Origin of the sequence: Micromonospora sp. NPDC093243, from assembly GCF_044753725.1 — a bacterium.
In the GTDB taxonomy this organism is placed as follows: Bacteria; Actinomycetota; Actinomycetes; order Mycobacteriales; family Micromonosporaceae; genus Micromonospora.
Map to the genome: position 1 here is coordinate 282444 of NZ_JBIVNT010000006.1, position 14345 is coordinate 296788.

General features: G+C 70.5%; 14 protein-coding genes. 9 read left to right on the forward strand and 5 right to left on the reverse strand.

Annotated elements, in window-relative coordinates; genetic code table 11:
• Positions 1-46: 46 nt before the first annotated feature.
• Genes ACIP9D_RS21980 through ACIP9D_RS21990 form a run of 3 tightly spaced genes read right to left on the reverse strand, consistent with a single transcriptional unit; the run spans position 47 to position 1861 of the window.
• Positions 47-205: a hypothetical protein gene (locus ACIP9D_RS21980; RefSeq protein WP_350873902.1), complete on the reverse strand. Its 159-nt coding sequence runs from the start codon at positions 203-205 to the stop codon at positions 47-49.
• Positions 206-218: 13 nt separating this feature from the next.
• Positions 219-422 (reverse strand): hypothetical protein, encoded by a 204-nt coding sequence (locus ACIP9D_RS21985; RefSeq protein ID WP_350873903.1) that lies wholly within the window; start codon positions 420-422, stop codon positions 219-221.
• Positions 419-1861 (reverse strand): PepSY-associated TM helix domain-containing protein, encoded by a 1443-nt coding sequence (locus ACIP9D_RS21990; RefSeq protein WP_350873904.1) that lies wholly within the window; start codon positions 1859-1861, stop codon positions 419-421. Before ACIP9D_RS21990 ends, ACIP9D_RS21985 begins: the two co-directional genes overlap by 4 nt.
• 203 nt (positions 1862-2064) lie before the next feature.
• On the opposite strand from ACIP9D_RS21990, the gene ACIP9D_RS21995 reads away from it, so the two are divergent.
• Complete coding sequence (locus ACIP9D_RS21995) at positions 2065-2775, forward strand: YcnI family protein (RefSeq protein WP_350873905.1); 711 nt, start codon at positions 2065-2067, stop codon at positions 2773-2775.
• Between the two features lie 113 nt (positions 2776-2888).
• Here ACIP9D_RS21995 and ACIP9D_RS22000 read toward each other — a convergent pair whose 3' ends face one another.
• Together ACIP9D_RS22000 and ACIP9D_RS22005 are read right to left on the reverse strand one after the other, a co-directional pair.
• The gene (locus tag ACIP9D_RS22000; protein WP_350873939.1) at positions 2889-3464 is read right to left on the reverse strand and encodes a sigma factor; all 576 of its coding nucleotides are present in this window, start codon (positions 3462-3464) and stop codon (positions 2889-2891) included.
• 165 nt (positions 3465-3629) lie between these two features.
• Positions 3630-4463: a PIG-L family deacetylase gene (locus ACIP9D_RS22005; RefSeq protein WP_350873906.1), complete on the reverse strand. Its 834-nt coding sequence runs from the start codon at positions 4461-4463 to the stop codon at positions 3630-3632.
• Between the two features lie 109 nt (positions 4464-4572).
• Here ACIP9D_RS22005 and ACIP9D_RS22010 point away from each other — a divergent pair, with 109 nt between their 5' ends.
• The 8 genes from ACIP9D_RS22010 to ACIP9D_RS22045 all read left to right on the forward strand — a co-directional run bounded on the left by ACIP9D_RS22010 (position 4573) and on the right by ACIP9D_RS22045 (position 14345).
• Positions 4573-6387 carry an MBL fold metallo-hydrolase gene (locus ACIP9D_RS22010; protein WP_350873907.1) on the forward strand — a complete coding sequence of 605 codons (1815 nt, stop codon included), beginning with the start codon at positions 4573-4575 and terminating at the stop codon, positions 6385-6387.
• Positions 6384-8204 carry a hypothetical protein gene (locus tag ACIP9D_RS22015; RefSeq protein WP_350873908.1) on the forward strand — a complete coding sequence of 607 codons (1821 nt, stop codon included), beginning with the start codon at positions 6384-6386 and terminating at the stop codon, positions 8202-8204. The genes ACIP9D_RS22010 and ACIP9D_RS22015 overlap by 4 nt, the downstream gene beginning before the upstream one ends.
• A complete protein-coding gene (locus ACIP9D_RS22020) occupies positions 8188-9327 on the forward strand; it encodes a LacI family DNA-binding transcriptional regulator (RefSeq protein ID WP_350873910.1) in 1140 nt (379 codons plus the stop codon). The genes ACIP9D_RS22015 and ACIP9D_RS22020 overlap by 17 nt, the downstream gene beginning before the upstream one ends.
• Positions 9328-9534: 207 nt before the next feature.
• Positions 9535-10890 carry a sugar ABC transporter substrate-binding protein gene (locus ACIP9D_RS22025; RefSeq protein WP_350873911.1) on the forward strand — a complete coding sequence of 452 codons (1356 nt, stop codon included), beginning with the start codon at positions 9535-9537 and terminating at the stop codon, positions 10888-10890.
• Complete coding sequence (locus ACIP9D_RS22030; protein ID WP_396695382.1) at positions 10890-11849, forward strand: carbohydrate ABC transporter permease; 960 nt, start codon at positions 10890-10892, stop codon at positions 11847-11849. The genes ACIP9D_RS22025 and ACIP9D_RS22030 overlap by 1 nt, the downstream gene beginning before the upstream one ends.
• A gap of 133 nt (positions 11850-11982) precedes the next feature.
• Complete coding sequence (locus ACIP9D_RS22035) at positions 11983-12777, forward strand: carbohydrate ABC transporter permease (protein WP_400450666.1); 795 nt, start codon at positions 11983-11985, stop codon at positions 12775-12777.
• Between the two features lie 6 nt (positions 12778-12783).
• A complete protein-coding gene (locus ACIP9D_RS22040) occupies positions 12784-13755 on the forward strand; it encodes an ROK family protein (protein ID WP_350873914.1) in 972 nt (323 codons plus the stop codon).
• Positions 13752-14345 carry an SIS domain-containing protein gene (locus ACIP9D_RS22045; protein ID WP_350873915.1) on the forward strand — a complete coding sequence of 198 codons (594 nt, stop codon included), beginning with the start codon at positions 13752-13754 and terminating at the stop codon, positions 14343-14345. The genes ACIP9D_RS22040 and ACIP9D_RS22045 overlap by 4 nt, the downstream gene beginning before the upstream one ends.

The following is a 14345-nucleotide window of genomic DNA, read 5'->3' on the forward strand; positions in this document are numbered from 1 at the left end:
CCGTCACACCGCCGGACAACGACCATTGTCCAACTCCCCGCCACCGCTAAGCGGTGACAGGGCTGGGGTCGAGGTCGACGACCCGGTCGGCCCAGCGGCTCATCAGGGCCTGGTCGTGGGTGATGACCAGGACCCCCGCGTGCTGGGCGCGCTGGTAGTCGGCGATGACCGCGGCGACGTGGGCCTGCGTGGACGCGTCGAGCATCGCCGTGGCCTCGTCACAGAGCAGGTAGTCGGGCCGGTGGACGAGGGCCCGGGCGAGGCACGTTGCAGTTGCCGTCGGAGACCGCGTGCGGCCGGCGGGGGAGCAGATCCGAGGTGAGGCCCACGAGTTCGGCGAGTTCGGCGACCCGCTCGCGGACCGCCGGCTCGGCTGCTCGGGTGGCGCGTAGCGGTTCGGCGATCAGGTCGGCCAGGCTCACGTCGTGGCCGCTGCGGCGCGGGCGCGACGCGCGGTCCACGCACCGACCACCAGGTCCAGGGCGAGAAAGCCCAGCAGTGTCACCCCGAACAGCGGCAACGCCCATCCCACGGCGAAGACCACCGGCACGCCCAGCGCGATGCCCCAGCCCGGCAGGCGCTGCCAGGCGCCTCGGACGGGCGCGGTACCCACCGGGGCCCGCCGGTCGGTGCGGGTAGGCCGCCGCTGCCACCACATCCGGTAACCCCAGACGACCACGCAGAGCAGCCCGACCGCGAGGGCGGCGAGCAGGATCTGGTTGACCGGCCCGAACAACAGCCCCATGTGTGCCTGGACGCCCAGGCTGCTGAGCTGCGCCAGCAGTGGCCAGGACGCGAAATCGCTACGAGCGGTCACGCTGGCGGTGCCCGGGTCGACGGCCACCCGGTCCTTGCGCACCGGCCACGAGTTGTCGACCTGGGTGACCGCCCAGGCCGACTGCGCGTCGGCGGGGGGCGTGATCTCGACCGGGCCGTGCAGTCCGGCGCCCCGGGCGATCGCGAGGACCGAGTCGGTGAGTGCGGGGTCGACCGGGGTCGGGTCGCTCGCGGCGGTCGTGCCGCCACCGTGGTGGCCGGTCCCGCCCCCTGGCCCGGCAGCGCCCGGCAGGGCGGTGGACAGCTCCGGGCTCCGCGAGTTCAACGCGTCCAGGCCCGCGCCGAAGTTCTCACCCGCGTAGCGGGACCAGGTCAGCCCCGTCGCCGCCAGGAACAGCAGACCGACCGCCAACCACAACCCGGTCGCCGCGTGCCAGCCGCGCGTGCGGCGCACCCCGGGACGGGCGGTCAGGTCAGGACGGACGAGCCGGCGCAGCCGGCCGACCCCCGAACCCTGCCGACGCCACCAGAGAACGACCCCACCGAGGACCAGAACCCAGAGCCAACTGGCGGCGATCTCCGAGTAGTGGCGGCCCACCACGCCGAGGTGCAGGTTGCGGTGCAGGTCGTCCAGCCAGGTCGTCACCGGCGTCGACCCGAACCAGGTGGTCAGCGTTCCCTTCACCTGGCCGGTGTAGGGGTCCACGAAGACCGTGTGCTGGTCCTCGCCCAGCCCCGGCACGTCGAAGACGACCCGCGTGGTCGTACCCCCCTCGCCGGGTGCCACGGTTGCCAGCGTCCCCTGCGGGTGGCTGGCCCGCGCGGCGGCCACCTGCTCGGCCAGGGGACGCGCCGGCCCAGCGACCTCGTCGACCCGCAACTGCTCGCCGTAGATCACCCGGTCCAGCTGCGGGGTGACGGTGTAGGCCAGCCCGGTCAGCGCCGCGACCACCAGGAACGGGGCGACCAGGATTCCGGCGTAGAAGTGGATGCGCAGCAGCAGCCCGGACCAGCTCCGGCTGTCGGCAGCCGGGGCCGGGGGCCGGGAAGCCGGTGCCGAGCGTCTGTCTGTCGTGGTGGTCATGCGGACCGTCCGATCTCCTCCGGGACAGGGCGTCGACAGCGGTAGTCGGACGGTGTCGTCGATCAGTTCCCGCTCGTTCGCCTGCGCTGTCCGGAAATGACCGTTCGGGGGAGACCGGGAACTAGTTCGTGGTCCCGTCCGACTGACACACGATGGCCGGACCCGCCGGCCTCCCCATGATCCGAAGAACGAGGACGAGCGCCATGAATCGGTCCCTGCTCGCGCGCCTGGCCGCCATCGCCGCCTGCGCGGCGGCCCTCACTGTCGCGGTCGCCAGTCCGGCGTCCGCGCACGTCACGGTCAACCCGGGCACCGCCACGCAGGGCGGCTGGATGAAAGTCTCGTTCCGCGTCCCCAACGAGAAGGACAGTGCGGACACGACGAAGGTCGAGGTGAACCTTCCGACCGTCACCCCGATCGCCTCGGTGTCGCTCAGGCCGGTGGCCGGCTGGACGGCCACCACCGAGACGACGAAACTGACCACGCCGATCAAGAACCACGACGGCGAGATCACCGAAGCGGTCAGCAGGATCACCTGGACCGCCAGCTTCGGCGCCGTGATCAAGCCGAAGCAGTTCCAGGAGTTCGAGGTGTCCCTCGGGCCACTGCCGGAGGCCGACCAACTGGTGTTCAAGGCGTTGCAGACGTACTCCGACGGCGACATCGTCCGCTGGATCGACGAGCCCACCCCGGGCCAGGAGCCGGAGCATCCCGCACCGGTGCTCAAGCTCACCGCCGCCGACACCGAGCCCGCCGCCGGCTCGGCCCAGCCGGTCCCCGCCGCGGCGACGTCAGCCGAGGACAGCGGCGACAGCGGCACCGGGAGCGTCTACGGGATCGTCGGTATCCTGCTCGGCCTCGCCGGGCTCGTCGCCGGTCTGCTCGCCTACCGGCGCGCGGCACAGGCCCGCTGAGCCTCGTCGATGCCGGCCGGCCGCAGCGGCCGGCCGGCATCCGATCATCCGCGTCGGCCGGGACGGTCGTCCCGGCCGCGCCTTGTGCGCTGCCGGTCACGACGGCGCGATGCTCAGCCGGCCCGCCCCCGCGGCGACGCCTGGCCGGCGTTCAGGGCCACCACGAGGTCCTCCCGGGCCCGGGCGACCCGGGAGCGGATCGTGCCGACCGGACAGCCGCACACCTCCGCGGCCTCGGCGTACGAGAGACCGGTGATCTGCGTGGCGACGAATGCCTCCCGCCGATCGGCGTCGATGGTCAGCAGAACACCCTCGAGCGCGACCATTCCGTCGAACCCGCCGCCGGTGTCCGCCAGGTCATGCCGCTCGGACAACGGCACGGTCCGCGGGCGGGAGGTGGCGGCCCGGATCTGGTCGACCACCACGCGCCGGGCGATGCCGAGAAGCCACGTCCGTGCCGACGCGCGCGCGGCGAACGTCGGCAGCGACCGCAGCGCCCGCAGGTACGTCTCCTGAGTCAGGTCGTCAGCCTCGCCCGGGCTCGCCAGGTGACCGACGAAGCGCCACACCTGGTGCTGGGTCGCCTGGATGAACCGGGTGGCCGCCTCCCGGTCGCCTCGACCCGCGGCGAGCGCCCACGCCGTCACCGCGGCATCGTCGTCCGTGGTGTCGCCACGGGCTCGCCTCAGCTGACCGGACGCCAGGACGCCGCTACCCACCGGCGCCGCCGGCCTGCGTCGCAATGATCGCTCGCATGCAGCAGTAGTCGGACCGGAGAGCGGAAAAGTTCCGAGCTCCGCCGAGAAGTCCGATAGAGGGTCTTCGCTCTCCGGACGACCCGGCCAGCCTCACAGTCAGCGCAGTCCCGCGAACAGGTCGTCCTCGGGTAGCGGCGCGCCCGTGCTGTCGCGGACCCGGACGAAGGTCTCCATGCCCATCAGCTCGGTGAACCGCTCCCTGCCGAGTTGCAGGAAGAAGATGTTCTCGGTCTGACTGGCGTGCGTGGCCAACGCGTCGAACTTCTGCGCGCCGTAGCTGGTGGTGTCCACCCAGGTGGTGATCTCGTCGTCGGGCAGGCCCAGTTGCGGTTCCGCCTCCACCGCCGCCGCGTCCGGCTCGGCCCACTCGACGCCGAGCTCCTTCATGACCCGCCCGAACTCGGCGAACGCGGTACGCGGCACCGTGGTCCAGTACACCTTCGCGGGGATGCCCGTCTTTTCGACAGCCGCCATGGTGATCCGGTGGGCCTGGATGTGGTCCGGGTGCCCGTAGAAGCCGTTCTCGTCATAGGTCACGACGACGTCCGGTCGGTACTGCCGGATCAGCTCGGCCAGCCGGTCGGCCGCCTCCGCCACCGGCGTGTTCCAGAACGCGTCGGGCAGGTCGTTGGTCGGCCAGCCCATCATCCCGGAGTCGGCGTAGCCGAGCGTCTCCAGGTGGGTGACCTTCAACGCCGCGCAGCTGGCTTCCAGCTCGCTCTGGCGCATCGCCACCACGGCGGCCGGGTCGTGCCCCGGGTCGCCCGGCTTGACCCCGCCGGGGCCGTCGCCACAACGACCGTCGGTGCAAGTCACCAGCACCGTCGTGATCCCCTCGGCCGCGTAGCGGGCAAGGACGCCACCCGTGCTCGTCGCCTCGTCGTCGGGGTGGGCGTGCACCGCCATCAGGGTCAGAGATCGCTCAGCCATGCCATCACCCTACGAGGGTCGTCGTGGCGGCGATGGCTCGAGGCCGGGGAGCGTGTCATCCTGGTTTGCCCACTTCCCTCGGGGTGGCTAGTTGTGAAATCGTTGCCACATGCGCCTGACGGACCGCGTGTACGTGCACCACGACACCTGCAACGTCTACCTGATCATCAGCGGGTCGGACGCCATCGCCATCGACTTCGGCTCGGGCGCCGTCCTTGATCATCTCGCCGACTACGGGGTCGAGCGGATCACCGACGTACTCATGACGCACCACCACCGGGACCAGGGCCAGGGCCTGGCTCGCGCGGCGGGCGCCGGGGCGCGCATCTGGGTGCCGTCGTCGGAGCGTGACCTCTTCGCCAAGGTCGGCACGCACTGGCAGACGCGGACCATCGACAACAATTACGACCTGCGGCAGGACCGCTTTTCGCTGCTGGAGGACGTGCCGGTGCACGGCGTGGTGCCGGAGTACCGGCCCGTCCGGTTCGGCGGCGTCACCCTCGTGGCCCTGCCCACGCCCGGCCACACGTTGGGCTCGGTCAGCTACCTGGCGGAGCTGGACGGGCGGCGGATGGCGTTCACCGGCGACCTGCTGCACGGGCCCGGCACGGTCTGGTCGGTGTCGGCGCTGCAGTGGAGTTACAGCGGCCTGGAAGGCGCAGCCGCCTCGGTGCTGTCGCTGGACCTGCTCGCCGACCGCGACCCCGAGCTGATCCTGCCCTCGCACGGCCGTCCGATCACCGATCCGTTGCCCGCGCTCGCGGAGACCCGACGCAACCTGCAGGCGCTGGTGGACTTCCGGCGCGACGAGCCCTGGGACCTGACCGCCCGGCTTCGGCAGCCGTACGAGGAGATTTCCCCGCACCTGCTGCGCAACCGCACGTCCTTCGCGACCAGCTACGCGCTGCTGTCCGAGTCGGGCGCGGCGCTGCTGATCGACTACGGCTTCGACATGATCGCCGGCTTGCCCACCGGCAGCGACCGGTCGTCGCGCCGGCCCTGGCTCGCGTCGCTCGACGCCCTGAAGCGCTCGTACGGCATAGATCGGATCGAGGTGGCCGTGCCCACCCACTACCACGACGACCACGTGGCCGGGTTCGACCTGTTACACGAGGTGGAGGGCACCCACATCTGGGCGGCGGACTCGATCGCGCCGATCCTGCGCGACCCGTTCCGGTACGACCTGCCCTGCCTCTGGTACGACCCGCTGCCGGTCGACCGGGTGGTGCCCACCGGCGTTCCCGTGCGCTGGCACGAGTACGAGCTGACCATGTGGCCACTACCAGGCCACACCCTGTACGCCGTGGCGATCGCGTTCCAGGTCGACGGCAACGCCGTCGTGGCCACCGGCGACCAGCAGGACGGCGGCTGGGTGGACGGGGAGCGTACCGAGGTGCTCAATTTCCAGTACCACAACCGCTTCCGTATTGACGACTTCGTCGACTCGGCGCTGCTGTACCGCCGGCTGGCGCCAGATCTCATGATCAGCGGACACTGGGCGCCCCGCCGGGTGGACGATGCCTACCTGGACATGCTGCTCAGCAAGGGTGAGGAGCTCGCCCGGCTGCACCGGGCGTTGCTGCCGCTCGACGAGGTCGACTTCGGCGCGGAGGGCTTCGGCGCGCGGATCCTGCCGTACCGCTCGACGGTGACCGGTGGGGAGCCGGTGCAGCTGGAGGTGGAGGTCCGCAACCCGTTCCGGCGCCGGTGCGGGTTGCGGGTCGACCTGGCGGTGCCGGCCGGCTGGCAGGTGTCGCCCGGGCAGCGCGCGGTCGAGGTCGACGCGCTGGGCGAAGCCTGCGTACGGTTCGACGTCCTGCCTCCGCCCGGCACAACGCAGCGCAGGGCCCGGGTGGCGGCGAACCTGACCGCCGGCGATCGGAACTTCGGTCAGCAGGCCGAGGCGCTGGTGGACGTCCGATGAGCGCCGAAGTCGCCGTGGTGGAGGCGCCCGGACAACTGGAGATCCGTACCCCGCACTACACCGCCCGGATCGACCGCCGGCGGCTGCTGGCCGACGTCACGGCGGCGGACGGCGAGTCCTGGGGACGACTGCGACTGCTCTCCTCCGTGCACGCGCTGGACGGACCGGACGAGACGGTCCGGGTCGAGGCGATCGCGCACGAGCGCCACGACGATCTGGTGCGACTGACCATCACCTGCACCAGTACCCGCTGGTCCGGGCGCACCCAGGTCGTGGAGTTCCACCCCAACCAGATCACCTTCGCCGCGACCGTGCACGGCCACGGCCGGATCACCACCGTGCACCTGCTCGGCGGCGCGCGCCTGCCGCAGGGGATGCTGCCCAGCGGCGCCGCCCACCACACCGTCTTCTCGCCCAACCCCGACCACCCGTGGCGCATCGCCAGACCGGCGGCCGAGCCGGCGGTGATCAGCGCGAACGGAGAGGGCGGCGAACCCGGGGTGGGCCGCTGGCTGTTCACGCCGGCGCCGACGTGCTTCGGCCTGTCCCGCCAGCCCGTCGACGACGAACGGCACCTGCCCGCGGGGCCCTGGCTGATGGTCGGGCTGGCGGCAGGGCGGCGCACCTTCGTGGAGTTCGGTTACGACCCGACCCCGGGCGGGTTCAGCCTGCGTTGTGAGTACCAGGGCCACACCATGGTCGACGGCACGTTCACTACCCCGACGGTGCTGCTGCTCTTCGGGGCGGCGGATCCGTACGAGGGGCTGAGCCGGTACCGGGCGGAACTCGTCGCGCGTGGCCTGGCGGCGCCGGCCACGCCGCGGCCGCTGGCCGAGCACTGGCGCCAGCCGATCTTCTGCGGTTGGGGCGCGCAGTGCGCGCTGGCCGGCGAGAACGGCTCACGCGCGCCCGACCTGTCCCGCCAGGAGCTGTACGACAATCTCCTCGACACACTGGCCCGTAACGGAGTCGTACCGGGCACGATCGTGATCGACGACAAGTGGCAGGCGCAGTACGCGACCTGCCGGTCCGACCCGCTGAAGTGGCCTGACCTGGCCGGCTTCATCGCGGCGCGGCACGCCGCGGGACAACGGGTGCTGCTCTGGTGGAAGGCGTGGGACCCGGAAGGCGCTCCCGACGACGCGTGCGTGCGCGATCCCGACGGGATTCCGGTGGCGCTCGACCCGGAGAGCCCGCTCGGCCGGTCGATCATCCAGGACGCCGTCCGCCACATGCTCCACCCCGACGGGCTCAACGCCGACGGGCTCAAGATTGATTTCACCGGGCGCACACCGTCCGGTACGGCCCTGCGCCACGCCGGCCCGTCGTGGGGCTTCGACCTGTTGCACGAACTCCTCGGGGTCGCCTACCGGACCGCCAAGCAGGTCAAGCCGGACTCGCTGATCGTCACGCACACCCCGGATCCGGGTTTCCTCGACGTCACCGACATGATCCGGCTCAACGACGTGCTGCACCTCGACCATCCGGTGGGGCGGACACCGCCGGCGGGCGATCCCGGGTCCGCGGTCGTGGCGCAGATGACCTACCGGGCCCGGGTGGTGCAGGCTGCCTGCCCGGAGCTGCCGATCGACACCGACGGCTGGTGCCTGCCCGGCCAGGCCGACCTGGTGGCGTACGCCGGCGCCGCGCCGACCTTGGGCGTGCCGGCGCTGTACTACGCGGATCGGATGGATCTGGACCCTGACCTGCTCACCCCGGCGACGTGGTCGGCGATCGCGGCTGCCTGGGCGGCCTATCGCGAGACGCACGGCCTGGTCCCGCCGCATAGAATTCCGTCTCATGGCGCGGATACCTGAAGACGGTGGCGGCGGATCTCCACGGGAGGCCGGACCCCGTCAGCGCAAGCGCCAGCGTCAGCGCCCAACGATCCAGGACCTGGCGCGGGCCGCGGGCATCTCGCCGTCCACCGCCTCGCGCGCCCTGAGCGGCAACGGCTACGTCGCCGCCGAGGTGCGCGCCCGGGTTCTCGCGGTCGCCGAGCAGATCGGCTACGTCCCCGACGGCAACGCCCGAGCGTTGCGCAACCGCACCAGTCGGGCGGTGGGGGTGTTGATCTCCGACATCCGCAACCCGTTCTACGCCAACCTCGCGGCCGGCATCGAAGAGCAACTGCGCGCGGCCGGCTATCACGTGATCGTGGTCAACAACGACGGCCAGGCGGAGGCCGAGGTCGAGGGCGCGCGGACCTTCCTGGCGGTACGGGTGTCGGCGGCGATCGTCACGCCGGTGTCCGGGCAGGCAGTGCGGATGTTGATGGACGACGGGGTCGCGGTCGTGCAGGCGGACCGGATGGTGGACGGGCTGACCTCCGACGGTGTCCTGGTCGACAACGTCCAGGGGGCGCAGGAGATCACCAGTCACCTGGTCGACCTCGGGCACACCAACATCGCGCTGCTCATCGACGAGACCGATTGGACCACCGGCGCCGGCCGCCTGGCCGGCTTCCGCGCCGCGCTTCGGGCCGCCCGGCTGCCGATGGATCCGACCCTGGTGGTGCCGACGAGGTTCCAGCCCGATGCGGCCCGGGACGCCGTCAACGCCCTGCTGGACCGGCGTCCCGACGTCACCGCCCTCTTCGCCGCGAACAACATGCTCGCCGAGGGTGCGTTCCAGGCGTTGCAGAGGCGTGGGCTGCGGGTGCCCGACGACCTGTCGCTGGTCGCCTTCGACGACGTGCCGTGGATGTCCATGGTCTCGCCCGGGATCACCACTGTGGACCAGCACACCGACGACCTCGGCCGCACCTGCGCCCAGTTGGTCATCGACCGCCTCGGTGGATCCGCGCCCACCCTGGCGACGGTACGGCATATCGAGCCCTCGGTTGTCATCCGCGGCTCGACCGCGGCCCCGCGCGGTGTTCGCATCCGGGGCGCGGACAGCGGATTGCGTCCGGGCGCCACCGCGCCCTCGCCGCGCTGACTCGCGTACGTAACACTGCCGCAACCAACCCTTGACAGTTCCTGCGGGACCGCCATATGTTGCAGATCACTGTGGTAACGATGCCACATTCGATGTCCCGGGCCCGGCCGCCGGGTGACCACGGCTCCGCCGACGCGGTGAAGCCCAGGTCACCACGGGGTCCACGCGTGCCTGTCTCGGACATCCGCCGTCTTTGAGGAGTGACGCATGACGATCACCCGGCGGGGTCTTCTGGCCGGTTCGGTAGGGGCTCTCGCGCTCGGCGCGACGAGCGCCTGCGGCGGTGTCAGCCGGAGTGGAAACGACACCGGCAGCGGCGACAAGGGCGACACCGGCTCCTTGTCGACCCAGGGCTTCGGCAAGCCAGACGATGTGGGGCAGGCGCGTATCGACGCGTTCAAGAGCGCCTACCCGAACGTGCAGCTCGCCATCAACGAGGGCGACTTCGATCCGCAGCAGTTCCTGTCCGCGGTGGCCAGCGGCAACGCCCCGTCGCTGGTGTATCTGAACCGCGACCTGGTCGGCAGCTACGCGGCGCAGGGCGCCATCCAACCCCTGGACGACCACCTCGCCTCTGCCGGGATCAAGACCGGTGACTACCGCGAGGCCGCGATCAAGGAGGTGACGATCGACGGCAAGGTCTACGGGGTCCCGGAGTTCTACAACACCCGCAACATCCTCGTGAACGGCAAGGCGCTGCAGGAGGCCGGGCTCACCCTGGCCGACGTGAGCACCACCGACTGGAACAAGCTGCACACCGTCGCCACGAAGCTGTACAAGGCCAGCGGTGGCGGGATCGCCCGCATCGGGTTCGACCCGAAGCTCCCCGAGTTCCTACCCCTCTGGGCGAAGGCCAACGGCGCGGACCTGGTGAACGCCGACGGTTCGCCGAACCTCGACGACCCGAGGATCATCGAGGCGCTGACGTACGCGCTGAGCCTGATCAACGAGCAGGGCGGCTGGTCGAAATTCAAGGCGTTCCGCGACACCTGGGACCTCTTCGGAGCCGGCAACCAGTTCGTGAAGAACCAGGCGGGCGCGTTCCCCTGGGAGGGCTGGTACGTCAACGTCCTCGTCCAGTCCTCGCCGAAGCTCGACCTGCAGTCGGTCCCGTTCACCGACAAGCAGGGCTCGCCGATCAGCTTCGAGAACGGCAGCGCGTGGTGCCTGCCGAAGGGTGCCAAGAACCCGGCCGCGGCCATCAACTGGATGAAGGTCATGACCAGCACCGACACCTGGCTGAAGGCCGGCGCCGCCCGGCAGGCCACGGTGGAGAAGAACAACTCCATCTTCACCGGCCTCTTCACCGCCAACCCCTCGGCGGACGATCAGATCAAGGCCAAGTACGTCAAGCCCGGCCAGACCGGATTCCACAAGGCCATCGAGAACTACTACGCGTCCACCGGCTATGCGTTCGCCATTCCCGGTTCCAAGGCCGGCAGTGAGATCAAGGCGGCCTGGCAGGACGCGGTGAACCGGGCCCTCGCCGGCCAGCAGAAGCCCGACGCGGCGATGAAGCAGGCGCAGGCGGACGCGAGCAAGGCATTCAGCGCGGCGAAGTGATGGCCGTGACAACCGCGAACGTGGCCACCCGGAAGCTGCTTCCGGGTGGCGCACGCCCAACCAGAAACTGGCGGGAGATCCGCGCCGCCTACGGCTTCATCTCACTGTGGATCATCGGGTTCCTGGTGTTCACCCTCGGCCCGATGATCGCCAGCCTCGTGCTGTCGTTCACCGACTACAACGCGATCGACGCCCCGGAGGGCGTGGGCCTGGCGAACTACCGCGAGCTCGTCACGGACCCGAAGGTTGCCAAGTCCCTCGGCAACACGCTCATCTACGCGGTGCTGTACGTGCCGTCGTCGATGGTGGTGGCGCTGCTCCTCGCCATGGTGCTCAACCGGGTCGGGCGGGCGTCGGGCTTCTTCCGGACCGTCTTCTACCTGCCCGTGATGACCCCGACGGTCGCCGTGGGCGCGCTGTTCCTGCTGCTGCTCAACGGTCAGGAGGGCCTGCTCAACCGCACGCTACGCCTGATCGGAATCACCGGGCCCAACTGGACGACCGACACCAACTGGGTCAAGCCCGGTCTGGTCATCACCATGCTGTGGAGCCTCGGCGGAACCGTGGTCATCTACCTTGCGGCGCTGCGTCAGGTGCCGAAGGACCTCTACGAGGCCGCCGAGATGGACGGCGCGAACGCGTGGACGAAGTTCCGCAAGGTGACGGTGCCGATGATCAGCGGTGCGCTCTTCTTCACCCTGATCGTGCAGACGATCTCCGCACTGCAGATGTTCGACCAGGCGTACACCATGTTCTTCGGCGCCCAGCAGAACAGCACCTACTCCAACGAGGCCGCGCTGTTCTACGTGATCTACCTGTTCCAGCAGGCCTTCCGGTTCCTGCACATGGGATACGCCTCGGCGCTGGCCTGGCTGCTGTTCCTGATCATTCTGATCATCACCGCCGTGCAGGTACGGGTCTCGCGCCGGTTCGTCTACTACGAAGGCGAGAAGGACTGAGATGAGTACATCGCCTCCCGGCCTGACGGCCGTCCCCACCACGGGCGGCCCGGGCCACGAACGGACCGAAGGCAGTCGGCCGGCTTCCGGCAGGCGTGACGAGCGCTGGTGGAGACGAGCGCCGTACCTGATCGTGCTCGGCCTCGCCAGCGTGGTGTTCACGTACCCCTTCGTCTGGCTGATCAGCGCCTCGCTCAAACCGCGTACCGAGGTGTTCGACAATGCCCTGATCCCGCACACCCTGCGTCTGGAGAACTTCGCCGACGTCTGGGACTACGCGCCCGTGCTGACCTGGGTGGGCAACAGCGCGGTGGTGGGGCTCGCCGCGGCCACGACGGTCACCATCAGCAGCGCGCTGGTGGCGTTCGGCTTCGCGTACTTCCGCTTCCCTGGGCGCAACGTGTTGTTCGGGCTGGTGCTCGCGACGATGATGCTGCCGCAGGCGGTCACCATGATCCCGGTCTACCTGATCTGGAACAAGCTCGGCCTGACCGGAACGCAGGTGCCGCTGTGGGCGCAGAACATCTTCGGCTCGGCGTTCTACATCTTCCTGCTGCGCCAGTTCTTCCTCGGCCTGCCCCGTGAGCTGTTCGAGGCGGCTCGCGTCGACGGCTCCAGCTTCTTCGGGCTCTTCTGGCGCATCGCACTGCCGCTCGCCCGGCCGGCGCTGGCGATCGTCTTCGTATTCGAGATCCAGGCGAGCTGGAACGACCTGATCCGGCCCCTGATCTATCTGCAGGAGACATCGCTGTTCACCGTGCCCCGCGGCCTCAAGGCGGTCATCGACACCTTCGGCAACGGGGGCGAACAACATTGGGAGATCGTCATGGCGGCGAGCCTGATCGCCACCCTACCCATGATCATTATCTTCGCCGTGGCTCAGCGGCACATCATCGAGGGCATCGCGACCCAGGGCCGGAAGGGCTGAGGCCACGTGCCCTTCCGTGACCACGTCCTCGCCCTCGACATCGGTGGCACCAAGCTCGCCGCCGGGGTCGTCAGCCGCACCGGCGAGGTCCGTTCATTCGTCCGCACACCCACGAGAGTCGAGGAGGGGCCGGACAAGGTCATCGAGCGGCTGCTGGACCTCGGGCACGAGGCGCTGGCCGCCGCCGGGCACGGTCAGGCCGAGATGGCCGCGATCGGTATCGGCTGCGGCGGCCCGCTCGATCCGGTGACCGGGCGGGTCCAGGGCCCGCCCGGGCTGCCGTACTGGGACGACGTGCCCATCGTCGACCTCGTCTCCGCCGCCTACAACCGTCCGGCCTTCCTGGAGAACGACGGCACCGCCGCCGTACTGGGGGAGTACCGCTTCGGGCCCTGGCGCGACGTGGCGCACATGCTCTACCTGACCGTGTCCACCGGCGTGGGTGGCGGCCTGATCCTCGACGGGCAGGTCTACCGGGGCGCGGCCGGCAACGGCGGCGAGTTCGGCCACGTCGTCATCGACTGGAACGGCCGGGTCTGCGGCTGCGGGCAGCGGGGCTGCATCGAGGCGTACGCCTCGGGCAGCTCGATCGCACGGCGGGCGGGCGAGGCGTTGAGCACCGGTGCCGCGTCGTCCATGCGGGGCCTCGACGTGGTGACCGCCGAAACCGTGTCGTCGCACGCCCGTCAGGGCGACCCGCTCGCCCGCCACCTCTGGGACGAGACCACCGCCGCGCTGGGCCGCGCCATCGCGGTCATGATCAACGTGGTGGAGCCGCAACTCGTCGTCCTCGGCGGCGGAGTCACCCGCGCCGGCGACGACCTCCTGCTACCGGTACGCCGCGCCGCACTCACCCAGGCCATGCGACCAGCCGGTGCCGCGGCCCGGGTGGAGCTGTCGTCGCACGGCGACACCGTCGGCGTCGTCGGCGCGGCGGCATCGGCCCTTCTCTACCTCGACGATGGAGCAGCCGCATGATCCCCGATGACCACTCTCCCCTCGTCCAGCACCTGGACGAACACCTCACCGTGATCGAGTCGGTCCGCAAGCTCATCCCCGACCTGGAATCCCTGGGGGAGGAGGTCAATGCCCGCCTGGACCGCGGCGGCATCCTCTACGCCTTCGGTAACGGCGGGTCGGCCGCCGACGCCCAGCACCTGGTCGGCGAACTCATCGGCCGATACTGCCGCGAGCGGCGCCCCCTGCCCGCGGTGGCGGTCTCCACCGATCCGACCGTCACGACCTGCATCGGCAACGACTACTCCTTCGACGACGTGTTCGCCCGGCAGGTCACCGCACTGGCCCGCCCGGGCGACGTGGTGGTGGCCTTCACCAGCAGCGGCCGTTCGCCCAACGTCGTCGCCGGCCTGCGCGCCGGCCAGAACGCCGGGGCGTTGACGGTCCTGTTCACCGGCCAGCCCGACACCGGCGGTGGGCCGGCCGCCCGGTACGCCGACCGCGTGCTCGCGGTGGCCTCCGAGCGCACCGCCCGGGTGCAGGAGGCGCACGTCCTGCTCCTGCATCTGCTCAGCGAGCACATCGACCGCTGGGCCGCCGCGACCGCCTGA